The sequence below is a fragment of the Candidatus Filomicrobium marinum genome (assembly GCF_000981545.1).
GTDB classification, from domain to species: domain Bacteria; phylum Pseudomonadota; class Alphaproteobacteria; order Rhizobiales; family Hyphomicrobiaceae; genus Filomicrobium; species Filomicrobium insigne.
This window is the reverse complement of the sequence record NZ_LN829119.1, coordinates 2,343,905-2,369,480: the sequence shown is the minus strand read 5'-3', so window position 1 is coordinate 2,369,480 and position 25,576 is coordinate 2,343,905. Positions and strand designations below refer to the sequence as shown.

Below are 25,576 nucleotides of genomic sequence, written 5' to 3'. Positions count from 1 at the left end.
GACGTCCCGTCGCATAGGTGGATCCATTGTCAATCAACGCCTTGAACACCATTCTTCCGCTGTTCGGAGTAATGTTGGCCGGCTACCTTTTTGAGCGTTTTCGCATTCTGAAACGTGGTAGCAGCGAGATACTCAGTGGTTTTGTTTTTCTGGTTTCCCTGCCCGCGTTGATATTCATCTCGCTCGCGCGTGTTCCGGTCGGCGAGTTCTTCAACTGGCCATTTCTCGGTGCTCTAGGGGGCGGCATGCTGGCGATGTTCGCCATAAGCTTGCTGATCGCACGCACTGTTTTTCCTGAGAGCCTGACTGCCAACGGGCTGCATGCGCTCGCCGCAACATTCTCCAGCACCGGCTATGTCGGACTGCCGCTTGTCTTAATTGTATTTGGGGAAACGGTACTCGTACCGGGCATCATCGGTGTCGTTCTGCCCGTCGCGCTCCTCATGCCTTTGGCGATCATCATCGCCGAAGCCGACAAGTGTCGCGATGGGGGACGCATTCTCCAAGCTTCGTTGCGCGGTCTCATTCGAAACCCCATGATCGTTGCAACCATCGCAGGCCTTTTAGTTTCCTGGTCTGGGATTTTCATTCCCGAGGCTATTGCAAATGGCTTTCAACTCCTTGGGGATGCATTCATCCCGTGCTCGCTCTTTTCGGCAGGGCTTTTTATGGCCGGCGCGACGGTCAAAGGGGAACGCGTGGAAGTTGGCTGGGTGGTCCTTACCAAACTCGTTTTGCATCCACTCCTTACGTTCTGGCTCGCCTACTGGGTGCTTAAGCTGGAAGAACCGCTGGCCGCGATTGCCGTCATTATGGCTGCGGTCCCCACAGGAGTGACTGTATTTATTCTCGCGCAACAATACGGTGCATTCGTTGCCCGTTCGAACGCCGTTATCGTTGTTTCAACAGTACTTTCTCTTGTGACACTCACCAGCCTTATCGCGATCCTAGGCCGTTGAATTTCAGTTCAAATCGAACAACTTGCTCTTCGCTGAATATTTTTTTGAACCTTTTCCGCTGTCGCCCCGACGAACTCTTCAACAGCGCAATGTCGCGCCGTTTAAGTGATCGAAAAAGGAGACACGGACATGTTGAGGACCACCGCTTTTACTCTCGCTCTCGCTTTAGGTGTCTTGGCTTCAGGCTCTGCAATGGCCAAGAAAGTCTGTACAAACACCTACCATCCGGACGGCACGCGCTGCACATTCTGCTACTACACAACCCAGCCTGGCAGTGGCAGCACGAAGTGCATCAAGATTAAAGCGCCCTCAGGCTCCAGCTCTTCAAACACCAAATCCCCGACCGGTCTTAAACTCGCTCGTTAAAGAGCTGTGGCGTCTGGCCCTCAAGCGGGTCCACGCCCCTCAAACTATTCAGTATCTTGAGAAAAACTTCGCCTCCGGCGGCTAAGCCGGAGGCGTGCTCGTTACCTTGCCAAGCGCTTATCAACTGCCGAAGAGGTAAGGGCTGCCTCCTTATCTTCCGGCTGGATCGGAAATTTCTGGCGGCGGTCCACCATCCGCATCGGCTCCCGCGCAGCCACCAAGAAGCACGGCCGCCAGCAAGCTGGCCACTAAAAGGCTCACACAGGTTTTCATGGCTTTATGTTTCCACGGGTCCCGGCGCCGACAATCGGCCCCGGCCGGACCTCAACAGCGCCCGAATCTCTCCTTCAGGCGCGGATTTTGAGACGCCTCGATTGCGGCTGATCGATGGCTAACACCATTTCCGTTGTTGCCCAGTGTTTGCTCACGGCTCAAGCTAGTTACGCGCTTTTCTAGTTGGCTCACGTTCGCGTCATGACTTAGTTGGGGGAGTTGGCATTTGCGGCCCACGGTGTATCGATGAGCGAACACATACGGGGAGCCGCCGCCCATGCCGGACAATATCTCTACGCTTATCGCGGTTATTGCTGTCGTTGCGATTGCCAGCATGTGGCTCAGTCCGCGAGCGAAGACATTTCTTTCTTTTTATCGCGGCCACCATCCTGATGGCAGAACCCCAGGTGTCGTGGCGCTGACCCTGTCCCAGGTCACAACCTGGATTTTTGCCCGGTCAATTCTCAACGCGGCAATCCTTGGGTACGCTTTTGGAATTGCGGGTGCGCTCTCCTATACCGCCTATTACCTGTCATTTCTGACCGGCGCCTGGATCATTTCCAGTCTGCGCTTTCGCAATGGCTTTGAAAGCGTGCAGGCCTTTCTCCAAGCCCGCTTCGGCAGTGTTGGAACGTCCACGTACAATTTTGTTATTGGCGTTCGGTTGCTCTCAGAAGTGTTCGCCAATTTGCTGGTGATCGGGCTTATCTTCGGAACCGACGGGTCCGTGGCTTATGTCGCTTCCATTCTGCTCGTCGGCGCCGTGACACTGGGCTATTCACTCGTGGGTGGGCTCAACGCTTCGATCCGAACCGACGTATTCCAAATGGCGGTATTTCTGATCGCGCTGGCTCTTCTCGCCGGCATCGCTTTGTCAACCGGAACGTTCGACATTGCAGCAGTCACGGCCTCCTCTGCCGATATGACCAATCCCGGCTGGGCATTGTTGGCGGTCGCTTTGCTGCAGGTGTGGAGCTACCCAATGCACGATCCGGTTATGATGGATCGGGGCTTCATCGCCGACCGACGCACAACTATGGCGAGCTTCTACCATGCCGGTTGGATTTCCATCCTATGCATCCTCGCGTTCGGCCTCCTCGGCGTGTGGTCCGGCCTCTCGAAGGCCGAAGGAGAGGCCTTTATTCCAACCCTAACGCGGCTCATCGGCGACGGGCCAATGCTCGTGTTCAACGTTGCGCTGGTCGTGTCTTGCATGTCGACGATCGATTCAACGTACTCCAGCGCGGCAAAACTGACGGTTGTTGACATGCGGCTTGCGCGACCGACGCTCGCCAATGGACGCAAGGCCATGGCGTTGTTCCTGCTCGGCGGTCTCATCATGGTGTTCCTTGGATCCAAGGACCTGTTCGCCGCGGTTGCTGTATCGGGAACAGCTTCTATGTTCCTTGCGCCAGTTGTGTTTTTCTCGCTCTGGGGCGGGTATCATAATGTCCCGGTCTGGAGTTACCTCACCGGGTTTTTCGCCGCGATGACTGCGGCTGCGCTCTATTTCACAGAGTCTTCGGGCTACTCTAATATTGTCGCTTCACTGACTGGGTTCGAACACAAATACTCGGTCCTCCTGATCCTTTCGGCCGCGACGTTGATCATTGGCTGCGGCGCGTTTGCTCTGGGGCTTGCCATGGGCGGATCGCGCGGTGACCTGCGCACCGCCGGAGAAACCTGATCCACGCGTTCCTCTCTACTGAACGAAAAAGGGCCGGTCGAACCGGCCCTTTGCATTCCTTCTTGCGCGCGTTCGTTTAGCGGTTCCGGCTTAGAAGAGGCGTAATTCGCCGGATGGTCACGCGCCGATTTCTGCGCTCCGGTTCTGGTGTCTCAACCAGCAAGTATTCCTCACCATATCCCTGTGTCGTCAGGTTTTCGGGGGGAATGCCGAAATCTTCGCTCAGGACAATCGCGACGCTTTCGGCACGACGATCAGACAATGTGAGATTGTCTTCATCCTCGCCGACGGCGTCCGTGTGTCCTTCGATAAGGAAGATCTCATTCGGGTTCCGATCCAGAGCGCGATTGATCGCCCGCGCAACCTCTTCCAGGTGATCGAGCGCTTCGTTATCAAGCTCCCACGAACCGAACTCAAAGTTGACCGTGTTGAGGTTGATCGAACGCATTCTGGCGCGCAGCGGATAGTTGTAGCGCACCTCATCAAGCGAGTATTCACGCTCGATATCGACGACCGGCGGTGCAATCAGCGTGTCATACAGATCGTCTTCCGAGGCCCTATCGGCGTCCACAACATAGTAGCGGCGCTCAATGTTCACCCGCGGCATGGTGAGGTCTAAAAGGAACCAGAGCACGTTATCGCCACGCCGATCCGACCCGTGACGGTGATGGCGACGGTTGTCGATAAGCACAACTTCGCGGCCGTCACGTCCACGCCGGACGCGTCGCAGCAAGCGACCGTTTTCATCTTCGATGGTAATGATTGTAACACCGTTGGGGCGTGTGATCGTGGTGATCCGCTCGCCGTTGCGTCGGCGGACATCGACATTGCGTGCATTGCGGCGGAAGCGATCGGCATCATCGTGACGGATAATCGTGCGCCGGCCTTCGCGAATTATGCGACGGTTGCCCGGTTCTTCAATAACTACCCGACCACCCTCGCGGCGCTCTTTACGCTGGCGTCGAATTTCCGAGATATTACCCTCGCGACCTTTGCGGCCTTCGCTCGGTCCCGCGCGCCGCTGGTCGCGCTTTTCCCGACGCTCATCGCGTCTATCGTCCTTGGGATCGGCACGATTGCGCTCGCGGTTCTCTTGACGATCGTCGCGTCGCTCTTCCTTACGCTGTGCACGATCCTCTTTGCGCTCGGCTTTATTCTCGCGCTTTTGTTCGCGATTGTCCTGACGATCATCCCGCCGCTCTTCTTGGCGTTGCGCGCGATCCTCTTTGCGCTCGGCCTTGTTCTCGCGCTTTTGTTCGCGATTGTCCTTACGGTCCTCGCGTCGTTCTTCCTTGTGCTGTGCGCGATCTTCTTTCCGCTCGGCTTTTTGGTCGCGCTTGCGTTCTTTGTTTTCCTTGCGATCGTCGCGTCGCTCCCGCTTACGCTCTGCGTGATCGTCCTTCTTTTGCTCGCGTTTTTCCTTGCGTTCAGACCGTTGCTCTTGCTTGCGTTGTTGCTGCTGCTTTTTCTTTTCTTCCTGAGCCTTTTGGTTTTGTTTTGCGCGTGGATGAGGTTCATCACCGCTTCCTGCCTGCGCCAAAATAACTGGATTGGAGACTGGGACAGTTGTGTCAGCAGCCTGAATTGGCAGTGGCCAGGCTACAGAAAGGCTGATGGCGCCTCCCAACGCCATGTATTTCGCACGTGTTGTAGTGCTCATTATTTTATTCACTCCAATGGCTGCATAGTTGTTCATACCCGGCGGAACCTGCCCAACGCATGGCGGAACAAACCGTTGCAATCAAGGCGAATGCGTGTTGCCGATTGTATATCGTGCGTTGCCAAGGGGTCCCCATGCCGTTATAAGCCAGTCTTCTCACTTAAATCGTGTGAGACGCGTGACGGCACCCTTGGAGGCCGCACAGCGTGTTTGGGGCCCAATCCAGGGCCCCTCTTAGCATTTGGAGACGCAAGCTAATGGCTACATCGACCGTTGAGCTCGATGCCTTGGCGCGCCCGCGTGTTGGCAAGGGGGCCGCACGCCAGGTTCGTCGCGAAGGTAGAGTTCCCGCCGTAATCTACGGCGACAACAAGCCACCCGAGGCTATCGCCCTCGACTATAATGAAATCTGGAAGCAATACCTGAAGGGTCATTTCACCTCGACGGTATTCAAGCTGAAGATCGACGGTGAAGAGCGCCTCGTCATTCCACGCGACATGCAGCTCGATCCCGTGCGTGACACGCCGGTGCACATCGACTTTCTGCGCATTGGTAAGGACGGCTTGATCCGTGTTCTCATACCGGTCCGCTTTATCAATGAAGCGCAATCACCCGGTCTGAAGCGCGGCGGTGTCTTGAACATCGTGCGCCACGACGTTGAAGTCTGGTGCCCCTACGACAAGATCCCAGCTGCTTTCATCATCGATCTTGCTGGCGTGCCGATCGGTCGCTCGATCCACGTTTCTTCGATCAATATGCCTGAAGGCGTAGTGCCGACCATCACCGATCGCGACTTCACCGTCGCTACTGTGGTTGGTCGCGGTAAGCAGCAGGCAGAGGAAGACACAGAAGCTACCACTACGGCGGAAGCTGCTGCACCGGCTGCTGCTGCTGCTGAAAAGAAGAGCTGATGTGCTGCTAGAATTCGGAGACAGCGCAGGAGCTTAAGGCTTCCGCGCTGTTCCTTCGGCGATCCTCATGAGATGTCGCCAAGCCATCGGAAGGCCTCATGAAGCTTTTTGTCGGCCTCGGCAATCCCGGAGCAAAATATGAGCGCAACCGCCATAACGTCGGGTTCATGGCGGTCGACCGCATTGCTGCGGACCATGGGTTTGGCGCATTTCGTCGCCGCTTCAAGGGACTCGTAGCGGAAGGGACGATTGCAGGCGAGCGCGTCCTTATTCTCAAGCCTGACACATATATGAACGAGTCCGGGCAAGCTGTTGGCGAAGCCGCGCGTTTTCTGAAGATTTCAGAAGCAGACATCGTCGTGCTTTACGACGAAATCGACCTCGCGCCCGGCAAACTCAAGGTCAAAACCGGCGGAGGGAATGCCGGACACAACGGATTGCGCTCGATTTCGGCGCATCTTGGCAATGACTATGTGCGTGTGCGGATCGGCGTGGGCCATCCGGGCCAAAAGGAGCTTGTCGCGCACTATGTGCTGCACGATTTCTCTGCTGCTGACCGGGATTGGCTAGACCCGCTCCTCGAAGCCATTTCGAAATCCGCTGGCCGTCTGGCTAAAGGAGATCAGGCCCGCTTTCTCTCGGAGGTCGCGCGCGCCACTTCGGCCGATGAGACTTCGAAGGCGGCCGCCCCCTCACCATCTGACGTTCCAGATGCCGCATCTGAACTCAAGCGGCCTACGTCTAAACGGCATCCCTCAGGCGAACGCATGTCAAAGCGGCAGAGCGCGCTTGCGGAAAATCTTCAAAAGTGGCTCAAGGGACGCGACCCGAACCGGAGCTGATATTCCAAGGCTCCCCCCTTAGCGCCGGACGCAAAAAGAACATTCAAAGGACCGGATAAATCATGGGCTTTAAATGCGGTATCGTCGGTTTGCCCAACGTCGGCAAGTCGACCCTCTTCAATGCGCTGACCCAAACGGCGGCAGCTGAAGCGGCGAATTATCCGTTCTGCACGATCGAACCCAACGTCGGTGAAGTCGGGGTTCCCGATGACCGGCTCCAGAAACTTGCGACAATCTCCAAGTCGCAGCAGATCATCCCGACGCGGCTGACGTTCGTCGATATCGCCGGACTTGTCCGAGGCGCCTCTAAGGGTGAAGGTCTCGGCAACCAGTTTCTGTCTCATATCCGCGAAGTCGATGCGATTGCCTACGTGCTGCGTTGCTTCGAGGATGACGATATCACCCACGTTGAAGGCCGAATTGACCCGCTTGCCGATGCAGAGACGGTCGAGACAGAGCTCATGCTTGCCGACCTTGAGAGCTGCGAGCGGCGCACGCTCAGCCTCGAAAAACGCGCGAAATCCGGCGACAAAGAAGCCAAGGCGCAACTCGCGGTTATTGACAAAGCGCTTGAGTTGCTACGCGCCGGCAAACCAGCGCGCCATGCCGTTCTGACGGACGAAGAACGGCGCGCGTTTGAAATGCTGCAGCTGCTGACAGCCAAGCCGGTCCTCTATGTCTGCAATGTTGATGAGGGCTCGGCTGCGGATGGCAATGCCCATTCCCAAAAAGTGGCCGAAGCCGCTGCCGAACAAGGAGCTCAGTCCGTTGTCATCTCGGCAAAAATTGAATCGGAGCTTGCCGGGCTTGAAGATGACGAGCGCGAAGCTTTTCTGAGTGACCTCGGTTTAAAAGAGCCCGGCCTCAACCGCCTGATCCGTGCTGGCTATCGCCTACTCAATCTTGTTACCTACTTCACTGTTGGGCCGAAAGAGGCTCGCGCGTGGACGATTACGGTGGGAACCAAAGCTCCGCAGGCTGCCGGCGTCATCCATACTGACTTCGAGAAGGGCTTCATCCGAGCCGAAACGATCGGTTACGACGATTACATCAGCCTCGGCGGAGAAACCGGGGCCAAGGAAGCGGGCAAAATGCGGCTTGAGGGCAAGGAATACGTCGTCAAAGACGGCGATGTGATGCACTTCCGCTTCTCCAACTAGGGTCTTTGCTCGCCCGTGTGCTTCTTATCGGAAAACCGGTTCCCACTTTTCCGGAAGCACTCGGACCGGCAATCGCTTCCTCAAGCAGGTGTTTTGTATTCATCGATCGCACGCGCCAGATTTTCGTAGATCTTTTGATTGCGCGATTGGGCGATGTTGAAGCGGAGGTATTCACTTGCGCTTCGCGACACGCTGAAAACGTTGCCGGGTGCCAGCGCGATACCTTCTCGCGCTGTTTGCCGCGCGATTTCGGTCGCATCCACACCTTTCGGCAATTTTGCCCATAGGAATATACCGCCTGCCGGTTCCGTCCAAAGCTTCAATCCCGTCTGCTCAATCTGTCGGCGAACAACAATGGACGTCCGGCCAAGGCGCTCCCTTACGCCCGCGACATACCGGCGATAACCGCCATCCTGCAAGACGTTGTGGACGAGCTGGGCCGACAGTTCATTGCTCGTTACTGCGATCGCGAGCTTCAGGTCGCGGAGCCCTTCTAACCAATCCTGGCGACATGCGATCCAGCCACATCGACAGGCGGCCGACATGATTTTCGAGAAGCTGCCGACATGGATGACGCGGTCGAGCTGATCCAAAGTTGCCAGGCGCGCCGATGGCGTTTCCTCAAAATCGGCATAGATGTCATCTTCGAGGATGGGAATGTCGTACTGCTCAGCGAGCTTTAAGAGCTGATGCGCTGTTGCGGGGCTGAGCGTCGCGCCGCTCGGATTATGGAGCGCGGAGTTGGTGATGTAGAGGGCGGGCCGCTCGCGTTCGGCGGCGGCGGCAAAAGCCTCAAGATCTGGGCCTGTTCGCGTGTACGGGATACCGACAATGTTTGTACGCTGCACTCGCAAGTTGTTGAGTAAATTGAAATAACCAGGATCGTCAACAAAGACGGTCTCCCCCGGCTTCACCAGAAAGCGAACGATCAAATCGATGGCCTGCGAAACGCTGTCCGTCAGCATGATCTGACTCGGAACCGCTGCAATCTCTCGACTGGCCAGAACGATCTGAAGCTGATGCCGGAGCGGCGCGAATCCGAGGGGCTGACCGTAACCGACCAGCTGTGCGTCGGCAGAACGGGAGATTTTGCGAAGGGAACGGCGGATACTATCTCCATCCAGCCAGTCATCCGGCAGCCAGCCACAACCTGGCTTCAGCATGGACGGATCGTCCTTGAGCGCCTGACGCATCATCCACAGAGGATCCACCTCACGTTCGCAAGGTTCGCTCGCGTCAGCTAGCTCAAGCGGCGCTGTTCGGCTAGCGACAAAGAAACCAACTTTGCTGCGAGAGCTTACCAAGCCGCTCGCAACAAGACGGTCATAGACCGTCACGGCGGTAGATTTTGATATGTCATTCTGTTCGGCGAAGCCACGCACAGACGGCAACTTATGACCAGTCGGCAAACTCCCGGACTGTATCATCTCGGTAATGCGCGACACTGCTTGGTCGGCGAGCCGTCCCTCTCCTCTTGTTAGTTCCAGCCGCAGCATCTGTGCTTTCCATTGTACCGGTACAGTCTTTTTGTATTCCCGAAATCTGTACCTGTCCAGTGCAACACAGATCGGGAATATTCGGCCCGCTCAAGTAGCGGAGACGAGCATGTCAGAACTAAGCAAGACCCACACTCATCCAGCGCATATCGACGCTTCTGGTTGCGCTTCATCGCAGCGCGGACTGTGCTTCAGGCTGTCCGCAGCTCTCCAGCGTTGGTATCAGCGCCGTCGTCTGCTTCGGCTCGACGAGCGCATGCTGCGCGATATTGGGCTCAGCCGGTGTGATGCGGAACGGGAGGCCGCAAAGCGCTGGAGAAAATAGCCTCCCGGGCAAGTTCTCAGGCCATGGCGCGGGAGGTCATCGCCATGCGGTTCCAAGCATCGAGGGCGGCGATTTTGTAGGCTTCCGCCAGGGTCGGATAGTTGAAGGTGTTTTCAAGGAAGAAATCTATCGTTCCCTTGAGATTAATGACGGCTTGGCCGATGTGGATCAGCTCTGTCGCCCCTTCGCCGAGGATGTGGCAACCAAGCAATCGCCCTGTCTTGATCGAGAAGATCATTTTCATCATGCCGGACTGGATGCCCATGATCTGTCCGCGAGATGTCTCCCTGAACCGTGCAATACCGCATTCATATGCGATACCACGCCCGGCGACTTCCGCTTCACTCATTCCGACTGTCGAAATTTCAGGGACGGCGTAGATGCCATAGGGGAAGTATTCCGGCGCTGGCGGTGGCGGAACGCCGAAGGCGTGGCAGGCCGCGATCCGGCCTTGTTCCATCGAGGTCGACGCGAGGCTTGGAAAGCCTATGACGTCCCCCACGGCATAGATATGCGGGACAGACGTTTGGAAGGTGTTCGAGTCTACCGTCACGCGGCCACGATGGTCCACTGCCAGCCCGATGGCCTCAAGATTAAGCGGACTGGTGGCGCCCACTCTGCCGGCCGCAAACAAAAGCATATCAGCATGAACACTGCGGCCGCCGGCGATCTGGACGATGGGCCGCATTCCTGAAAGCGTGATCTGCTCGACCGTGGAGCCCAACCGCATTGCGACGCCGCGATCGCGCATCTCGTGAGTGAATTCGGCGATGATTTCGCTGTCGACGAAATCCAAAATCGACGTTCGCGGTTCAATCAACGTGACCTGCACATCGAGCGCACTGAATATGGACGCGTATTCAACGCCAATCACGCCAGCTCCGATGATCGCCATACTGCGGGGGATGTGATCTATCTGAATGATGTCGTCGGTATCGAGAACAGTGACCTGATTGAACGGAACGTAGTCTGGTCGGAATGGTCGCGTGCCGACGGCAATCACGAACCTTTCGGCACGGTAAGTGCCGATAGAGCCTTGTGCCGTCATCACCTCGACACGCCCCGTGTCTACGAAGCGCGCCGTCCCGTAGATGGTTGTGACACCATTTCTCTGAAACTGATGTTCAAGAACCTCGACTTCATGATCGAGCGTCTTGTGCTGGCGTGACAATAGATCGACGGCGCGGATGTCTTTCTTCACCCGGTAGGACCGGCCGTAAAATCCGCGCTCGCGCCAGCCCGTCAGATTCAGCACTGTCTCTCGCAGGGTCTTCGAAGGGATCGTTCCAGTGTGCAGCGAGACCCCGCCGACGCGGCGGTTCTTCTCGACAACGAGGACCGATTTTCCAAGTTTTGCCGACTGAACGGCGGCGCGTCTCCCGGCCGGACCGCTACCAATTACAATGACATCGTACGTGTTCTGCGCAGTCACGTAGTTCATGCTCAGATCCTCGCCACGGACGACCCGCCATGAATGCCGCACGTACCGTTGCTCATTCGGGTTCCGCCCCAAGCAATCCGCAATGGAGACCTCGTTGCCGTCACCGGAACCTTTTGGCTCCGATGGCTTCAACATTCGACTTGTCGGTACTTTGCTTAAGGACGATTCCTTGCGGCAGCCTGAGCGGCTGTTAGTCCTGGGCGTGCTGGCCGTAACCCTTGAACCGCTCCAGAACGACTTTCATTTCCGAGGTGGACAGCAGCTTCGGCTTGCCCAGGGTCAACACCTTGAAATACTGCTCCGCCAGAAACTCGACCTCGTGAGCTAGCTCCAGTGCGGAACCAAGTGTTGTGCCGACTGCGATCTGGCCATGATTGGCCATCAGGCACGCATCGCGTTCGGCGAGCCCGGCCGCCACGATATCCGCGAGTTCTTTGGTGCCAAACGTTGCATAAGACACAAGGGGGATGTCCATCCCACCAGCGATCGCGACCATATAGTGGAAGGCCGGAATCGATTTATGCGCGCAAGCAAGCACCGTCGCGTGCATTGAATGGGTATGTATCACGGCGTGGCGATCAGGGCGCGCATGGTAGGCAGAGAGATGGAACTGCCATTCACTTGACGGCTTCCGCGACTTGGGCCGGACGCTGCCGTCATCAGCTACGAAGACAATGTCGGCGGGTTCGATCTCTTCGTACGCCATACCGGACGGCGTAATCAGCATACCGCCCGGCCATCGGCACGAGACGTTGCCGGAGCGTCCGGGCGATAAACCCGTCCGGCACATGTCAAGCGCCGTTGCGATTACCGCTCTACGTTGCGCGACCTCGCTCGTCTTCGCTTTGCGAACAACAGGACGTTTGGCGCGCGCCGTCTGGGACCGGGTTTGGCTTGCCGATTTCTTTGCAGGTTTCTTCGCGACCTTCGCCGCAGGCGCGGACGCTCGCGCGGTTTGTGCCCGAACGGTACGCGGCTTACGGGTACGGCGGTCGCTCATTTCTTTTCCGAATACAAAGATGCCAAACCGTCGGAGGTCGCTTCGCAGATGCCACGCTCGGTAATGAGGCCAGTTACAAGCCGTGCGGGCGTGACGTCGAAAGCTGGATTACCGGCGGGTGAACCTGGCGCAGCGATCTCGACCGTCACGACGGTGCCGTCAGCCAAGCGCCCCGGCATTTTCAAAACTTCATCGACCGGCCGTTCCTCGATAGGGATGATCCTGCCGTCGTTGAGGGTCCAATCGATCGTGGTGTGTGGTAGGGCCACATAGAAGGGAACGTTATTATCCTTGGCCGCCAGAGCTTTGAGATAAGTTCCAATTTTGTTGGCAACATCGCCATTGGCGGTAACCCGGTCGGTCCCGACAATACACACGTCCACCTTGCCATGTTGCATGAGATGGCCGCCGGCATTGTCGACGATGATCGTGTGCGGAACCCCGTGGGCCCCGAGTTCGAACGCCGTGAGGGCCGCACCTTGATTGCGTGGGCGGGTTTCATCGACCCAGACGTGAACGGGGATACCCTTATCGTGCGCCATATAAATCGGCGCGGTGGCTGTCCCCCAATCGACGCAAGCAATCCACCCCGCGTTGCAGTGCGTCAGAATATTGACAGGCTCGCCCGGGGCCTTCCTGCTCGCGATCTCTTCGATAATCTTGAGGCCGTGCGTCCCAATCAACCGGCAGGTCTCGACATCCTCATCGCAAATCTCGGCAGCCCGCTTGTAAGCAGCAGCAAGACGCTCCTCACGCGGCAGATTCTGGATCGCCTTGCGCATCTGATCGAGCGCCCAGCGGAGATTGACCGCCGTCGGTCGTTGCTTGGCGAGATAGGCAATCGCTGCGTCAACGGCTTCGTCCGACGCATCTTCCTGGAGGGCGAGGCAAACGCCGTAGGCGGCCGTCGCGCCGATCAAGGGTGCACCACGCACCTGCATCGTTAGAATGGCGCGCCCAGCGTCTTCCAACGTTCGCAGGGTTGCCGTTTCAAATTCATGAGGCAAGCGCGTCTGATCGATGATTTCGACGCTCTCACCATCCTCGGCGCGCCAGATGGTGCGGTAATGCCGGCCGTTTATTTTCATAAGCCTCTAACTTCCTAAAGGTTGTGCTGTTTTGATCCGGCTCGATGATGCGGGGCACACCCGTTTATCGCGATCTCTAGCCCTACACTAAAAAGTATATCGTTTGGTTGAGCGAGGATCAGTTGCGATATGCAACGAACCATAACTAGGCTCGATATCCCGGACATGAAGCCCGATGGAGGGGCGCGTCAAGCCCACAGGACTTACAGGTAAACAGGTACCACTCAGCGTGCGGGCGTGCCGAACAATCGCGAATGGTCACTCCAGCGGCACCGCATCGCGGACAGCGGCATTCAGCCATTGGATCTGCCTCCCACGCGAGCAACTGGGCGACCGCGGGCTCTATTTCCTCGGCGAGGAGCCGCTTCTCTATGGGCCCGCGGTACATATCAATGTCCTTCGAAAGCCATCAGGGTATGGCTTTTTACGCCCATAGCGTCGAGACGTTTCAAGCCGCCCAGGTCAGGCAGGTCGATAACGAAGGCCGCCGCAACGATGTCGGCCCCGGAGCGCCGGATCAGCTTTGCGGTTGCTTCTGCCGTGCCACCCGTGGCGATCAGGTCATCGACAATGAGAATGCGCGATCCCGCTGCCACGGCATCTTCATGCATCTCTATGACGTCAACTCCATATTCGAGCGTGTATTCCTCACCGATCGTTTTCCAGGGCAGCTTGCCCTTCTTGCGGATCGGTACGAATCCGCAGCCAAGGCGGTCTGCGACGGCACCGCCCAGGATGAAACCCCGGGCCTCGATGCCGGCCACCGCGTCGACGGGTATCGTGCGGAACGGCTCAGCAAGTTGAGCGATCGCCGCTTTGAAGCCCTGCGCGTCACCCAGAAGCGTCGTCACGTCACGAAACAGGATACCGGGCTTGGGATAATCCGGGATCGTACGAATAAGGCTCTTTAGATCTTTCAATGACCACCTCCACGTCAAAATAGGGGCGCAAAATAGCAACAACCTGCCCGCTGGGGTAGGACGTAGCGGCAATGTCGCGGGCTTTTTGATCGCAGAGTGATTTGATTGCGGCGCTTAAAACTGTGCTGCTGATTACCGAGGTGAAGTGATGGCCAGTATCGATTATCCGTTGGCGGCGGATGAGGGGCTCGACGACCTGCCGCGCACGTTTCGCCGCGAGCGCGAGGCGCGCGAAAGGGAAGCCCGAGAACGCGAAGCACGCGAAAGGGAAGCTCTAGGGCGCGAGGAGCCGTCCATGAGTGCCCAATCCTTCCCCCATGACGAATTCGGCGCACCCTTCTCGGCAAGCTATGATTACACTGCTGCAACAACGTATTCGGTCGAGCCCGTCCCGGCGGCTGTCAAACGCTTTGACGTGCCGTTTACGACGCTGAGCTTGTTTTTCCTGAAGGCTGTGGTCGCGGCAATCCCTGCCCTGATCCTTCTGGGTGCCATTTTATGGGTCGCGGGCGACATTCTGCAGGCCTACTTCCCGTGGCTTATCAAGATGCAGATCTTCATCCATTTCCCGGAATGAAGACGGTGCGCCGCCTGCAAAACCATAACCTACGGATGCAACGCTCCGCCGGACGAATTTTCGCGGCAACACACGCGCTTCGTCAGGAAGCCGTTCGGACGCTTTGATAGACGGCGAAGGCGTGACCGATCAATCCGAGGCCCCAGCCCGCCAACGGCCAGAAGAACCAAAGATTGTTCGGGTTGGTCATCATATTGATGACAAAGAGGAGCACGTTGACTGCGAGGTACACGATGAGGTGTATCCGAAAGCCTTGATCTGCCAACACCGATTTCATCGTATTTTGAAGTGCTGCCATTTTTTGGTATCCGCTAAAATTAGCCTGACGTCGAAAATCGGCCTCGCGGCAGTATTATACGGCCCCTTGCATTCTGGGGCGAGGAAAATGCTTTCGTCTGAAAGGATGAAGGGCCGGCTTTGACCGGCCCCCATCGTCATCCTTTAAACACGCGACCGGCGACTGCTTCCAGCTTGGCGAGCAGCGCGGGATCTCGCGCTTCCGGCGGCGTGATGATCGCCACGTCCAAGGCCTTGTCAGAACCGATCGGGCACGCGGGGTGCTCCTTCGGCATCGACTTCGCCAAATTCAGGACAAGCCGCTGAGCCTTTGCCGTATTGTCCTTCATCACAGCAATGACCGAGGCGACATCGACGTGCGCGTGCTCGTCATGCCAGCAGTCGTAGTCGGTCACCATGGCAAGCGTCGCGTAACAAAGCTCGGCTTCGCGCGCGAGCTTGGCTTCGGGCATGTTGGTCATACCGATTACGCTGCAGCCCCAGGAGCGATACAGCTCGCTTTCCGCTTTGGTCGAGAACTGCGGGCCTTCCATCACGAGATAGGTTCCGCCGCGTGTTGTGGGAACGCCTTCGGCGCGTGCGGCGGCTTCAATCGCATCGGCCAAGAGCGGGCTTACCGGCTCGGCGACGGACACGTGCGCCACACAGCCTGCGCCGAAGAAGCTTTTTTCGCGCGCGAACGTCCGGTCGATGAATTGATCGACGATGACGAAGTGTCCTGGAGGCAGTTCCTCTTTCAAGGATCCGCACGCCGACACGGAAACAAGATCCGTGACACCGGCGCGCTTAAGCGCATCGATATTCGCCCGATAGTTAATGTGAGACGGTGAAACCTTGTGGCCGCGGCCATGTCTCGGGAGGAACCGGATCGGCAATCCATCGATTTCAGCGAATAGAATGTCATCGGAGGGGCGCCCCCAAGGACTGTCAACGTGACGCCATTCGGCGTTATCGAGGCCGGGGATGTCGTAGAGGCCACTGCCGCCGACAATGCCGAGTACCGTTTGCACCATTGTTCAGATCCCTCCTGATACCGATGCGCTCTTTGTCTGGTCGTGCTTCTTGCAGGAAAACCGGTTCCCACTTTTCCGGAAGCACTCAAACTACGCCGGGGCAAGGCTTTAACGAGAAAAGGCCCCGCACGCGAGGCCTTTTCTTGATTTTATCGACGTCCGGCGCATTCCAGCGCCAGGGTTACACGAAACACATTAGCGCTTCTTCACGCGCGCCCAGATGCGGTGCTTCGCGATATAGAGCAGGACTGTCGTGACCAAAAGGTAGAGCATAACCTGCCAGCCGATGCGCTTGCGCGATTCCAGCGACGGGTCGGAAGCCCAGGCCAAGAACGCCGTGACATCCCGCGCGTTCTGCTCAAGCGAAGACTTAGCGCCAGCATTTTCCTGATACTCTACCGCACCCTCTGGTGGGATCGGCGGGTTCATAGCGATCTGGTGGCCAGGGAAGGCTTTGTTGTAGTGCATGCCTTCGCTGAGCTCGAACCCCGATGGCGGATCAGTGTAACCCACAAGCAGAGCATGGACGTAATCCGCGCCTGCTTCCTGATACCCCGTCAGGATATCGCGGCCCATCTTGAACACATGTGCGTACCACGCATCGTGATTTTCGATGGTACGGGCTTTGATGATGTTCGAGAGGTCTGGCGGATACGCACCATTGTTTACGAAGCGCGCTTCCTGCTCGTTCTTGTACGGGCCGTGGATCGGATCCGACAATTTTGCCGGACGCTGGAACATGTTGCCCTCATCGTTAGGGCCATCCGTGATCTGGTTCGGCCAGTCCTTCGCCAGCGCCTGGACGGACGCTTCGTCGAACATGGGGCCACCCGGCTCCGCAAGGTTGCGGAAGTAGACGCGGCTGAGCCCATGGCACGCAGCACAGACGTCCTTGTAGACCTGGAAGCCGCGGCGCAACTGGGGACGATCGAAGTGGCCAAAGAAGCCACCGAAGCTCCAATCCTCACGCTCGATGTGGATCGGTTCGCCACCTGCAGCGTTGCCCGGGCCGGTCATGACAGCGGATGTCGCCAGCACTGCGGCCAGCATTCCGGCGGCCCGAAGGGTGTTGCTCATTAGCGTTTTCATCTTGTCTTCGTCCCCCGTCCTATCGGCTTTCTGGTGCAGCAGCAGCACCCTTGGGCTTGGCTGCGCCACCTGAACCGTCCCCTTTGCCGCCGAGCACAGCGTCAGTGATCGAACGCGGCAGTTTCTTGGGTGTTTCGAGGATGCCGACGATGGGCATTACCAGCAGGAAGTGCGCGAAGTAGTAGAAGGTGAAGATCCGCGCCCAGAAGACGTAGACGCCTTCCGCCGGCTTCGATCCCAGATAGCCCAACGCGAGGCAAGAGAATGCGAACAGCCAGAAGAACCACTTGTAAATCGGCCGGTACTTCGTCGAGCGGACACGCGAGGTGTCGAGCCAGGGGATGAAGACCAGGATAGCGATCGCTGCGAACATCGCGATTACGCCGCCGAGCTTGTCGGGAATGGCGCGAAGGATCGCGTAGAAGGGCAGGAAGTACCACTCCGGCACGATGTGCGGCGGCGTCACCAGCGGGTTCGCCTCTATGTAGTTATCCGCGTGCCCAAGGTAGTCCGGCAGGAAGAACACAAACCAAGCGAACATAATCAGGAAGATAAACATCCAAAGCAGGTCTTTGGACGTTGCATAAGGGTGCATCGGCACTGAATCCGACTTGGTCTTGATATCCAAGCCCGTCGGATTGTTCTGTCCTGCGACGTGCAGAGCCCAGACGTGCAAGACGACGAGGCCAGCGATTACGAACGGCAGAAGATAGTGCAGTGAGAAGAAGCGATTGAGCGTCGTGCCGGTTACGGCATACCCGCCCCATAGCCACTCCACAATCGCCGTGCCTAGCCCTGGGAAGATGCCATCCAGAGACGAGAACAGGTTGGTGATGACCGTCACACCCCAGAAGCTCATCTGACCCCAGGGGAGCGCGTAGCCCATGAATGCGGTCGCCATCATCACAAGGAAGATGAGAACGCCGAGGATCCATAGGATCTCACGCGGAGCCTTGTAGGATCCGTAGTAGAGACCGCGGAAGATATGGATATAAACCGCGATGAAGAACATCGAGGCACCAACCGCGTGGAAGTTGCGGATCATCCAGCCGTAGTTGACGTTCCGACGGATGTGCTCGACCGAGTTAAAAGCTTCCGCAGCGCTCGGCTGGTAGTGCATTGCAAGCACAATGCCCGTCAGGATCTGCGCCACGAGGCAGAACGACAGGATCCCGCCGAAGGTCCACAGATAATTGAGATTGCGCGGCGTCGGATAATCCACGAAGGAATCGTGAAGGAGCCGCATCAGTGGCAACCGCTCATCCCACCAGCGAGCAGTTGCGGATTTGGGCACGTAGGTCGATTCGTGTTGAGCCATGGCGCTCTATAGGCTCCCTTACCCGATCTTGATTTTTGTGTCTGAGACGAAGTCGTACGTCGGCACTTCGAGGTTGCGCGGCGCAGGTCCTTTGCGGATGCGGCCAGCGGTGTCGTAGTGCGAACCATGGCAGGGGCAGAACCAACCGCCGAAGTCCCCCTTTGTATCAGAAAGCGACTGGCCCTTGGGAATGCAGCCAAGGTGCGTGCAGATACCGACCATTACTAGCCAGTTCTCGTGGCCCTGCAGCGTACGATTTTCGTCGGTCGCCGCTGCATCGGCAGCAATGTTGTCGTTGCGTGCCGCTTCGTCGGGAAGATCGGTGAGCGGAACCTTCTTCGCCGCGTCGATCTCTTCCTGGGTACGGTGACGGATGAAGACCGGCTTACCGCGCCACATAACCGTGATGGCCTGCCCGACCTTGATCGGCGAAAGGTCAACCTCGATCGAAGCCAGAGCCTTTGCGCCTGCGTCCGGGTTCATCTGCTGGACGAACGGCCATATCAAGGAAGCGGCGCCGACAGCCGCAAAAGCGTTGCCCGCGATTATCAGAAAGTCCCTACGTTGGGGATCTTCTACATCAGTTGCCACACATGCCTCCCTCGAGCTCGGACCGTTGCGGCATCAAGCGCAACGCATAAAGATAGTCATCGAACCCCTGCGAGCGGGTCGCGTCCGCGGTACTGAAGTAGAATGGCGCCAGCGATTGAGCCAGAGAGAAGGTGTTCCGCCCTTGGCCCGGCGCCCCGTTTGCGCAGGATTCAGATCAGCGCCAGAACGGCGCAAATATGTACGCGACCTTTTGGCATCCTTTCGTTGTTGCCTCAAGGCTGCACTAGTCGGAGCTAACAGGGCAATTTGGCGCATGCGACCGGTAACGGGGCGTCGCCTTCAGTTTATCGTCTATTGCACCAACATGGATTGTGCGATGCGCATTGCGCTTTATCAGCCGGATATTCCTCAGAACACCGGCACCATCCTGCGCCTCGGGGTATGCCTCGGTGTGCCTATCGACATCATAGAACCTGCCGGTTTCAGCTTGAGCGACAAAGCCTTAAAGCGCGCCGGCCTCGACTATCTGACGCATCTCGACATGCATCGCCACGAAAGCTTCGCGGCTTTCGACACCTGGAGGCAGCAACAGGGGTGCCGGCTTGTTCTACTCACGACTGCTGCGGCGCAGCGATACGCTGAAGCTGCCTTTGCGCCCACTGATATTTTACTTTTAGGCCGGGAAAGCGTGGGAGTTCCGCGCGAAGTCCATGCTCAGGCCGACCTATCAGTGCGGATTCCGATGCAACCGGGAATGCGATCTCTCAATGTCGCCGTCGCCGGGGCGATGGTCCTCGGCGAAGCGCTACGTCAAACCGGACAACTGCCGGTCGAGGCTGTCAGAAGTGGGGCCACTGACTGAGTCCGGCCCCACCTCGCAACTTACTCCGCAGCTTCACGGGCGAGGAACCCGCCCGACTGGCGGGCCCAAAGTTCAGCATAAAGCCCACCACTTTTGATGAGCTCGTCGTGCGTTCCTTCTTCGACGATGGCACCGGAGTCCATCACGACAAGCCGGTCCATCGCGGCAATCGTCGATAGCCGGTGAGCGATGGCGATCACAGTTTTTCCGCTCATCAGGCTCGCTAAGCTGTCCTGAATTGCAGCTTCCACCTCGGAATCGAGTGCGCTGGTCGCTTCGTCGAGGATCAAGACCGGAGCATTCTTCAAAAGTACGCGCGCGATGGCGATGCGCTGGCGTTGGCCGCCTGACAGCTTCACGCCACGTTCGCCGACGTGGGCATCATAGCCCCTGCGCCCTTTCATATCGACTAGGCCCACGATGAAATCATGCGCGTGAGCCTGTTTGGCGGCCGCGATTGCATCTTCGCGCGTGGCCTCGGGACGGCCGTACACAATGTTGTCATGCACCGAACGGTGCAGCAACGAGGTGTCCTGCGTGACCATTCCAATGGCGGATCGGAGACTCTCCTGGCTGACCCTCGCGATATCCTGACCGTCGATTAGAATGCTGCCTTTCTCCAGGTCGTAGAAGCGCAGCAACAAACTGACGAGTGTCGACTTGCCCGCACCGGAGCGACCGACGATACCGATCTTCTCTCCGGGCCGGATCTTGAGCGAGAGGTCCTGAATGACTCCGCCCTTCTTCCCATAGTGGAAGCCGACATTCTGGAACTCGATGGCTCCGTGATCGACGCGGAGGGGACGTGCCCCCAGTTCGTCGACAACGGTTCGCTCGCGTGAGAGGGTGGAAATACCATCCTGAACCACGCCGATATTCTCGAATAGGCCTGCGATCTCCCACATGATCCAGTGCGACATGCCTTGAAGCCGCAGAACGAGCCCGACAGTCAATGCAATCGCACCGGTCGTCACCGCCGAGATGGACCACAGCCAGATCGCCAAAGCAGCGACAGAGAACAAAAGGAATGCGTTGAGCAGGTTAAGGGCAACCGTGAGCAACGTGACCAGGCGCATCTGACGGTGCACCGTGCTCAGGAAGGTGTCCATGCTGTCACGCGCATAGTGGTCCTCGCGCTCGGCATGGGCGAACATCTTGACGGTTTGGATATTGGTGTAGCTGTCGACAACGCGCCCCGTCATCACCGAGCGTGCGTCAGCCTGCTCCGCGGAAATTTCCCGCAATCGCGGGATGAAGTAGCGAACGGCGGCGATATAGCCGACCAGCCAGAGCAACATAGGTGCGGCCAGCCGCAGGTCCGTCGCGGCGAATGCGATGACCGCACCGACGAAGTAGACCGACACATAAACCAGAACCTCTGCCATGATCATGACGACCTGGCGGACAGAGACCGACGTTTGCATGATTTTCGTGGCGACGCGGCCTGCGAAATCGTCCTGGAAAAACCCAAGCGACTGGCGCAATACATAGCGATGCGCTTGCCAACGCGTGCGCATTGCAAAGTTGCCCATCAATCCCTGGTGCACACAAGCTTCGTAAAAGAACTTGAGCAGCGGCAGAACGATCAGGACAAGGCCCCCAAGCATCACAAGGCGCGAGCCGTGCTCCGCAAAAAATGCCTGAGGATCCGAGCTGGACAGCCAATTCACGAGGCCACCGAGGACCGCAAACAGCGAAACCTCAATCAAAGCAATTGCACCGCCGAGGATCGAGGACGCGAGCAGGAGCGGCCAGAACGGGCGTGTATAGTGGATAATGAATGGCACGAGTTTGTCGGGTGGCATCTGAGCAGCCCCGCCAGGAAACGGGTCCCGGCTCGACTCCAGCCATTCAAAGATGCGAGTAAACATTTCAAGGGCTCCTCGCGCCGGATCGGCAGAAACGCCCCCGCACGCCGACGCGAAGTGCCCAGCGCGATATAACACGCGCAGAAAGGGTCAGCTCGGTTGGATTGCAGGGCGCAGCCGGAAGCCGTCGGCGCGTCTTATGAGATTTGATCCGCGTCAAAGTAGCTATCGCCTCACATAGTCAAGATGATGGCGGATTAAACAATAGTAGCCAAAGGGATAACGCGAGAATGGTGCAGATCGATCGATGACAACGCAGCTTACGGGACGCCAGGAAAAGGCGAGGGAATGGTTCGAGAAGCTACGCGACGATATCTGCGCGGCATTCGAGCAACTTGAAGAGGAACTGCCGAAAGGACTGCCGCTGTCGCTAAGACCGGCCGGTAAGTTCTCGCTCGAACCCTGGACACGCACCGATCAAACGACTGGCGAAGCCGGCGGCGGTGGCGTTATGGGCATGATGTCTGGTCGCGTGTTCGAAAAGGTGGGCGTGCACACGTCAACCGTCCACGGCAGCTTCGCGCCAGAATTCGCCAAACAGATTCCAGGCGCAGCGGAGGATCCGCGTTTTTGGGCGTCAGGCATCTCACTTATTGCGCACATGCAAAATCCACATGTGCCTGCGGTTCACATGAACACCCGCATGGTGACGACGAGCAAATGGTGGTTCGGCGGCGGCGCTGACCTTACCCCGGTGCTCGAGGCGCGCCGCACGCAAGAAGATCCGGACACGGTTGCTTTCCATGAAGCCATGCGCTCGGCTTGCGAGGGGCACAAGGTCGCCGACTACGACCGCTTCAAATCCTGGTGCGATGAGTACTTCTTCCTGCCTCACCGTCAGGAGATGCGTGGTATCGGCGGGATCTTTTACGATTATCTGACGCCGTCTGAGGAGGACGGGGGATGGGATGCCGCCTTCGCCTTCACTCAGAGTGTCGGTCGTGCGTTCCTCAATATCTATCCCGAATTGGTGCGCCGCAACTTTGCGACGGACTGGACTGAGGCCCATCGGGATGAGCAACTGATCCGCCGCGGACGCTACGTAGAGTTTAATTTGCTCTATGACCGCGGCACGCTGTTCGGGCTGAAGACCGGGGGCAACGTGCCGTCGATCCTGTCGTCCATGCCGCCTATGGTTAAATGGCCTTAACGAAGAGCGGCGAATGTGAACCATTTGCCGCAATTTTTCCCGCCTTCGACCTACGGCCGCCACATAAAGTTCTTAACAATCTCGTGTCATGATGAAAGATGGCTTGAGAGAATGTATTGAAAGCAAACGCTTTTCGCGAGGCTCTTTCAATTCTCTCGGAGAACAGGCACGGGGGGACCCTGCCGAAGCTCACAACCCCAGGTTTGAAGTTCTAGTAAGGGGCTACTCGTGAAGTTTTCAGCGCAGAAACTGGCACTGGTAACACTATGTGCCGCAACTGGTGGTCTAGCCTCAGTTCCAGCTTACAGCGCCGGTGCACCGCTCGGCGTGTGGGTAGATGAAGAAGGTCGCGGTGCCGTCGAAGTACGCGAGTGCGGCGCGCGGCTTTGCGGCTATGTCGTCTGGGTTCGCGATCGCAAGGACCGTCACGGCTGCGGACGTCAGCTCATGGGCGACGTCGTTGAGGTTGCTTCCGGATGGGACAACGGCTGGATCGCCAGCCCCGACGACGGCACGAAGTACAGTGTCGCGCTAGAGCCGGTCAATCGTTCTACCATGAAGGTTATCGGCTATTCCGGTAGCAAGTTCTTCAGCAAAACGATGATTTGGCGTCGCGCACCAAATAATATCGAACGTTGCGACAAGCCCGCAGCCGAAGTCATCACGGCGAGTGCAACTCCGAAGGTGGCCCCGAAGAAAGAACCTGTCTGGACAGGGCCGCGTGACGCCCCAGCCCCTCAACGCAAGCCACTTGTTGTCGCTGCTATGAGCGAGCCCGCAATTGTCGCACCTGCACCCACGCTGGCACAGCGACCACGTCCGTTACCTCAAGCCATGGGGCTTGGAAGAGGAACGGACGACATCGTCGTGGTCAGCACACGGGTTGCCTCAGCAGCTGAGACCGGCACATCCCCCGACACGCGTGCAGACGCTGCATTGAATGACAATGACTGCGGCCTCCGTGCACCATTCTTCGCGTTGTTTGGCGCTTCCACCTGCGGCAAGAAATAACGCCATCGCGTGAGACGTTGAGGCTGGCACAATTTATTGCCGGCCTCTTTTCCCGTTGGCGCGCGCTTTGTTTATTAGCTCACGACCTTTTATTTCTACGCTCAAATCTATTTGGACGAAGCCACAATAGAACCCCATTACCGTCTGGCTTTGCGGCCGCTTATTTCCCCCAAAAAATAAGGGGACCGCCAGAACGCGATCCCCTTAAACTGCGATGATCCAGCTTGTCGCCGTACCGCACCTTCTAGCGGCGTGCCTCGGCAGTCAGCATGTCAAAAACCTCAGCGAACTCGACAGCGCCCGAGTTTTTGACGTTGTGGTTCATGCGATCTTCCAAGGCTTTCAAAAGCTCAGCCGACGTTCTCCCACGCACGATCGAATTGCGCTCATAACCGCGGCGAGAAAAGAAATTGACCGTGGGCATACGCAGCCCCACAGAGGTCATCATCTCAACACCAGTGCCTGGACCAGCCAAGTTCATCAGCTCAAGTTCCGTCGGATCCAGATTGTAGCGATTCTTTCGTTCGGCAAATTCCTTGATACCTTTGAGTTTGATGACCTGCAGCCACGGTCCAATGTCCCCATCCAAATTGATGGGGTGAATACCCATTCCGTGCCCCGTTTTGGCGAACGCTTGGTGTCTCGACCAGACATGCGGGATGCTTTTCGCCTTTTTGAGCATCCTGCGTAATATGCTGGCCTTCTTTTGAAGATTTTGGCTTCGTTCAGCACTCACCTCGTGACTGCGGGACATCCGTTCCAAACGGGCGACGAAGTCAGCGCCATGCTTGACGAGCTCGTCTACCGAATTCGCACTGAGTAGCTGGGCATAGCCGAGGGCCGAAGAAATGGGGCGGCCTGTTTTTCTCAAAGGGTGGATCCCAGCTTGCATGTCGGCGGTACCGATGCCACCGGTCTCCAACGCGTAAACACGCACGACCTGATCCTTGGAAAGCCCTAACCGCAGGGCTTCTCGTGCGTAGCGTAGTTTGAATTCGCGTTCGGAAATGCGCTCGGGAACAAATCCATAGTGGCGTTTTGCGGCGGCCAAGTAGTCATTGATACCCGGCAATTCGTCACGCGGACGCTCTGGCTTTTTTTCGTCACCCGCCAGGAATTTCGCCCAAGCGGCCGCCAAACGTTTGCTGAGGTTGGGTCCTTCGAACTCGGGCGGATAACCAGTCACGTAATCCGACTTCCTGACGAGGTCGCCCCGGCGAATCTTTTTTCGGCGCGCACTGCGCTTAGATTCCACCTGGTCCCAAAAGGCATCTTTTTCCGCCTGATGAAACGTCCACGCCTTGTAGTACTCTTCAAATTGGCGGCGATCGTCCGCTGATAACTGTGTAGCAAATTCGGAGGCGCTCCCTCTCGCGTGCGCCTCGGGAACCTGTACGCTTCCGGTCAACAGCAGCGCGCCCAGCAGCATCGAGGCTGCCATGCAGCGTTTTTTGACTATCATCGTGGATCCCATATCTTTTTTTAGAGTACTAAGTTTCACGCCACCCGTAGGCGAGCCACTTTCCCACACGATGCCCGCTTGCTCGTTAGCGTCGCTCACCGCTTTGCCTGTTGCATGTGCGTAAAATGGGGCAAAGTCCTTGCAAAGGTCCAGTTTCATTGCTTGTTCGGGGGGCGGCACGTAAGTTGGTCGCCTACGGAGCGATATCTACTCCCAAGGTCTTGCTGAGGAATTTAGAAAGGGTGGCTA

General features: G+C 57.6%; 24 protein-coding genes. 11 read left to right on the top strand and 13 right to left on the bottom strand.

The features are described from left to right. Positions 1–26: 26 nt before the first annotated feature. The 3 genes from YBN1229_RS11105 to YBN1229_RS11100 all read left to right on the top strand — a co-directional run bounded on the left by YBN1229_RS11105 (position 27) and on the right by YBN1229_RS11100 (position 3,285). Positions 27–959 carry an AEC family transporter gene (locus YBN1229_RS11105; RefSeq protein WP_139165329.1) on the top strand — a complete coding sequence of 311 codons (933 nt, stop codon included), beginning with the start codon at positions 27–29 and terminating at the stop codon, positions 957–959. A gap of 129 nt (positions 960–1,088) precedes the next feature. Next, a complete protein-coding gene (locus YBN1229_RS18705) occupies positions 1,089–1,325 on the top strand; it encodes a hypothetical protein (protein ID WP_152025025.1) in 237 nt (78 codons plus the stop codon). A 550-nt stretch (positions 1,326–1,875) separates the two neighbouring features. Beyond that, positions 1,876–3,285 (top strand): sodium:proline symporter, encoded by a 1,410-nt coding sequence (locus YBN1229_RS11100; protein WP_046479236.1) that lies wholly within the window; start codon positions 1,876–1,878, stop codon positions 3,283–3,285. 76 nt (positions 3,286–3,361) lie between these two features. Here YBN1229_RS11100 and YBN1229_RS18560 read toward each other — a convergent pair whose 3' ends face one another. Beyond that, positions 3,362–4,945, bottom strand: a complete 1,584-nt coding sequence (locus YBN1229_RS18560) for an OmpA family protein (RefSeq protein WP_244464946.1) — start codon at positions 4,943–4,945, stop codon at positions 3,362–3,364. Between the two features lie 257 nt (positions 4,946–5,202). On the opposite strand from YBN1229_RS18560, the gene YBN1229_RS11090 reads away from it, so the two are divergent. The 3 genes from YBN1229_RS11090 to ychF all read left to right on the top strand — a co-directional run bounded on the left by YBN1229_RS11090 (position 5,203) and on the right by ychF (position 7,858). Next, positions 5,203–5,856, top strand: coding sequence for a 50S ribosomal protein L25/general stress protein Ctc (locus YBN1229_RS11090; RefSeq protein ID WP_046479237.1), 654 nt, complete (start codon positions 5,203–5,205; stop codon positions 5,854–5,856). Between the two features lie 98 nt (positions 5,857–5,954). Further along, positions 5,955–6,698: an aminoacyl-tRNA hydrolase gene (gene pth / locus YBN1229_RS11085; RefSeq protein WP_046479238.1), complete on the top strand. Its 744-nt coding sequence runs from the start codon at positions 5,955–5,957 to the stop codon at positions 6,696–6,698. Positions 6,699–6,760: 62 nt separating this feature from the next. Then, complete coding sequence (gene ychF, locus YBN1229_RS11080) at positions 6,761–7,858, top strand: redox-regulated ATPase YchF (protein ID WP_046479239.1); 1,098 nt, start codon at positions 6,761–6,763, stop codon at positions 7,856–7,858. 80 nt (positions 7,859–7,938) lie between these two features. On the opposite strand, the gene YBN1229_RS11075 is transcribed toward ychF, so the two are convergent. Further along, positions 7,939–9,354 carry a PLP-dependent aminotransferase family protein gene (locus YBN1229_RS11075; protein ID WP_046479240.1) on the bottom strand — a complete coding sequence of 472 codons (1,416 nt, stop codon included), beginning with the start codon at positions 9,352–9,354 and terminating at the stop codon, positions 7,939–7,941. 109 nt (positions 9,355–9,463) lie between these two features. Here YBN1229_RS11075 and YBN1229_RS18700 point away from each other — a divergent pair, with 109 nt between their 5' ends. Further along, complete coding sequence (locus YBN1229_RS18700) at positions 9,464–9,679, top strand: DUF1127 domain-containing protein (RefSeq protein ID WP_046479241.1); 216 nt, start codon at positions 9,464–9,466, stop codon at positions 9,677–9,679. A 16-nt stretch (positions 9,680–9,695) separates the two neighbouring features. Here the strand turns inward: YBN1229_RS18700 and sthA are convergent, their stop codons facing one another. The 4 genes from sthA to YBN1229_RS11045 all read right to left on the bottom strand — a co-directional run bounded on the left by sthA (position 9,696) and on the right by YBN1229_RS11045 (position 14,128). Further along, positions 9,696–11,120: a Si-specific NAD(P)(+) transhydrogenase gene (gene sthA / locus YBN1229_RS11065; RefSeq protein ID WP_046480685.1), complete on the bottom strand. Its 1,425-nt coding sequence runs from the start codon at positions 11,118–11,120 to the stop codon at positions 9,696–9,698. 190 nt (positions 11,121–11,310) lie between these two features. Beyond that, positions 11,311–12,120 (bottom strand): class II aldolase/adducin family protein, encoded by an 810-nt coding sequence (locus tag YBN1229_RS11060; RefSeq protein WP_082101102.1) that lies wholly within the window; start codon positions 12,118–12,120, stop codon positions 11,311–11,313. Further along, on the bottom strand, positions 12,117–13,208 hold the full coding sequence (gene mtnA / locus YBN1229_RS11055) for an S-methyl-5-thioribose-1-phosphate isomerase (protein WP_046479242.1): 1,092 nt from the start codon (positions 13,206–13,208) through the stop codon (positions 12,117–12,119). Before mtnA ends, YBN1229_RS11060 begins: the two co-directional genes overlap by 4 nt. 389 nt (positions 13,209–13,597) lie before the next feature. Next, positions 13,598–14,128 carry an adenine phosphoribosyltransferase gene (locus YBN1229_RS11045; protein ID WP_082101101.1) on the bottom strand — a complete coding sequence of 177 codons (531 nt, stop codon included), beginning with the start codon at positions 14,126–14,128 and terminating at the stop codon, positions 13,598–13,600. A gap of 148 nt (positions 14,129–14,276) precedes the next feature. Here YBN1229_RS11045 and YBN1229_RS11040 point away from each other — a divergent pair, with 148 nt between their 5' ends. After that, a complete protein-coding gene (locus YBN1229_RS11040) occupies positions 14,277–14,705 on the top strand; it encodes a hypothetical protein (protein ID WP_046479244.1) in 429 nt (142 codons plus the stop codon). Positions 14,706–14,787: 82 nt separating this feature from the next. Here the strand turns inward: YBN1229_RS11040 and YBN1229_RS11035 are convergent, their stop codons facing one another. The 5 genes from YBN1229_RS11035 to petA all read right to left on the bottom strand — a co-directional run bounded on the left by YBN1229_RS11035 (position 14,788) and on the right by petA (position 19,013). Next, positions 14,788–15,003, bottom strand: coding sequence for a 2TM domain-containing protein (locus YBN1229_RS11035; RefSeq protein WP_046479245.1), 216 nt, complete (start codon positions 15,001–15,003; stop codon positions 14,788–14,790). A 136-nt stretch (positions 15,004–15,139) separates the two neighbouring features. After that, positions 15,140–16,015, bottom strand: a complete 876-nt coding sequence (locus YBN1229_RS11030) for an S-methyl-5'-thioadenosine phosphorylase (protein WP_170832452.1) — start codon at positions 16,013–16,015, stop codon at positions 15,140–15,142. Between the two features lie 195 nt (positions 16,016–16,210). Then, on the bottom strand, positions 16,211–17,092 hold the full coding sequence (locus YBN1229_RS11025) for a cytochrome c1 (protein WP_046479246.1): 882 nt from the start codon (positions 17,090–17,092) through the stop codon (positions 16,211–16,213). A 31-nt stretch (positions 17,093–17,123) separates the two neighbouring features. Then, positions 17,124–18,422: a cytochrome b gene (locus YBN1229_RS11020; protein ID WP_046479247.1), complete on the bottom strand. Its 1,299-nt coding sequence runs from the start codon at positions 18,420–18,422 to the stop codon at positions 17,124–17,126. A gap of 18 nt (positions 18,423–18,440) precedes the next feature. After that, positions 18,441–19,013: a ubiquinol-cytochrome c reductase iron-sulfur subunit gene (gene petA / locus YBN1229_RS11015; RefSeq protein ID WP_046479248.1), complete on the bottom strand. Its 573-nt coding sequence runs from the start codon at positions 19,011–19,013 to the stop codon at positions 18,441–18,443. A 337-nt stretch (positions 19,014–19,350) separates the two neighbouring features. On the opposite strand from petA, the gene YBN1229_RS11010 reads away from it, so the two are divergent. Further along, positions 19,351–19,836, top strand: a complete 486-nt coding sequence (locus YBN1229_RS11010; RefSeq protein ID WP_287958987.1) for a tRNA (cytidine(34)-2'-O)-methyltransferase — start codon at positions 19,351–19,353, stop codon at positions 19,834–19,836. 20 nt (positions 19,837–19,856) lie between these two features. On the opposite strand, the gene YBN1229_RS11005 is transcribed toward YBN1229_RS11010, so the two are convergent. Then, positions 19,857–21,707: an ABC transporter ATP-binding protein gene (locus YBN1229_RS11005; protein ID WP_152025026.1), complete on the bottom strand. Its 1,851-nt coding sequence runs from the start codon at positions 21,705–21,707 to the stop codon at positions 19,857–19,859. 244 nt (positions 21,708–21,951) lie between these two features. On the opposite strand from YBN1229_RS11005, the gene hemF reads away from it, so the two are divergent. Beyond that, the gene (hemF, locus tag YBN1229_RS11000; RefSeq protein ID WP_046479249.1) at positions 21,952–22,854 is read left to right on the top strand and encodes an oxygen-dependent coproporphyrinogen oxidase; all 903 of its coding nucleotides are present in this window, start codon (positions 21,952–21,954) and stop codon (positions 22,852–22,854) included. A gap of 228 nt (positions 22,855–23,082) precedes the next feature. Then, a complete protein-coding gene (locus YBN1229_RS10995; protein ID WP_052743871.1) occupies positions 23,083–23,865 on the top strand; it encodes a DUF2147 domain-containing protein in 783 nt (260 codons plus the stop codon). A 244-nt stretch (positions 23,866–24,109) separates the two neighbouring features. On the opposite strand, the gene YBN1229_RS10990 is transcribed toward YBN1229_RS10995, so the two are convergent. After that, entirely contained in the window at positions 24,110–25,327 is a 1,218-nt protein-coding gene (locus YBN1229_RS10990; protein WP_152025027.1) for a hypothetical protein, read from the bottom strand. Positions 25,328–25,576 lie beyond the last annotated feature (249 nt).

Bases quoted from the DNA above. Each gene is read 5' to 3' on its own strand.
- sthA (WP_046480685.1), bottom strand. From the start codon at position 11,120: ATGAACTACGTGACTGCGCAGAACACGTACGATGTCATTGTAATTGGT.
- hemF (WP_046479249.1), top strand. From the start codon at position 21,952: ATGACAACGCAGCTTACGGGACGCCAGGAAAAGGCGAGGGAATGGTTC.
- YBN1229_RS11090 (WP_046479237.1), top strand. From the start codon at position 5,203: ATGGCTACATCGACCGTTGAGCTCGATGCCTTGGCGCGCCCGCGTGTT.
- YBN1229_RS18700 (WP_046479241.1), top strand. From the start codon at position 9,464: ATGTCAGAACTAAGCAAGACCCACACTCATCCAGCGCATATCGACGCT.
- YBN1229_RS18560 (WP_244464946.1), bottom strand. From the start codon at position 4,945: ATGAGCACTACAACACGTGCGAAATACATGGCGTTGGGAGGCGCCATC.
- YBN1229_RS11005 (WP_152025026.1), bottom strand. From the start codon at position 21,707: ATGTTTACTCGCATCTTTGAATGGCTGGAGTCGAGCCGGGACCCGTTT.
- ychF (WP_046479239.1), top strand. From the start codon at position 6,761: ATGGGCTTTAAATGCGGTATCGTCGGTTTGCCCAACGTCGGCAAGTCG.
- YBN1229_RS11025 (WP_046479246.1), bottom strand. From the start codon at position 17,092: ATGAGCAACACCCTTCGGGCCGCCGGAATGCTGGCCGCAGTGCTGGCG.
- YBN1229_RS11030 (WP_170832452.1), bottom strand. From the start codon at position 16,015: ATGGTGCAAACGGTACTCGGCATTGTCGGCGGCAGTGGCCTCTACGAC.
- YBN1229_RS11100 (WP_046479236.1), top strand. From the start codon at position 1,876: ATGCCGGACAATATCTCTACGCTTATCGCGGTTATTGCTGTCGTTGCG.
- YBN1229_RS11020 (WP_046479247.1), bottom strand. From the start codon at position 18,422: ATGGCTCAACACGAATCGACCTACGTGCCCAAATCCGCAACTGCTCGC.
- pth (WP_046479238.1), top strand. From the start codon at position 5,955: ATGAAGCTTTTTGTCGGCCTCGGCAATCCCGGAGCAAAATATGAGCGC.
- YBN1229_RS11040 (WP_046479244.1), top strand. From the start codon at position 14,277: ATGGCCAGTATCGATTATCCGTTGGCGGCGGATGAGGGGCTCGACGAC.
- YBN1229_RS11075 (WP_046479240.1), bottom strand. From the start codon at position 9,354: ATGCTGCGGCTGGAACTAACAAGAGGAGAGGGACGGCTCGCCGACCAA.
- mtnA (WP_046479242.1), bottom strand. From the start codon at position 13,208: ATGAAAATAAACGGCCGGCATTACCGCACCATCTGGCGCGCCGAGGAT.
- YBN1229_RS18705 (WP_152025025.1), top strand. From the start codon at position 1,089: ATGTTGAGGACCACCGCTTTTACTCTCGCTCTCGCTTTAGGTGTCTTG.
- YBN1229_RS10990 (WP_152025027.1), bottom strand. From the start codon at position 25,327: ATGATAGTCAAAAAACGCTGCATGGCAGCCTCGATGCTGCTGGGCGCG.
- YBN1229_RS11060 (WP_082101102.1), bottom strand. From the start codon at position 12,120: ATGAGCGACCGCCGTACCCGTAAGCCGCGTACCGTTCGGGCACAAACC.
- YBN1229_RS11010 (WP_287958987.1), top strand. From the start codon at position 19,351: ATGCGCATTGCGCTTTATCAGCCGGATATTCCTCAGAACACCGGCACC.
- YBN1229_RS11035 (WP_046479245.1), bottom strand. From the start codon at position 15,003: ATGGCAGCACTTCAAAATACGATGAAATCGGTGTTGGCAGATCAAGGC.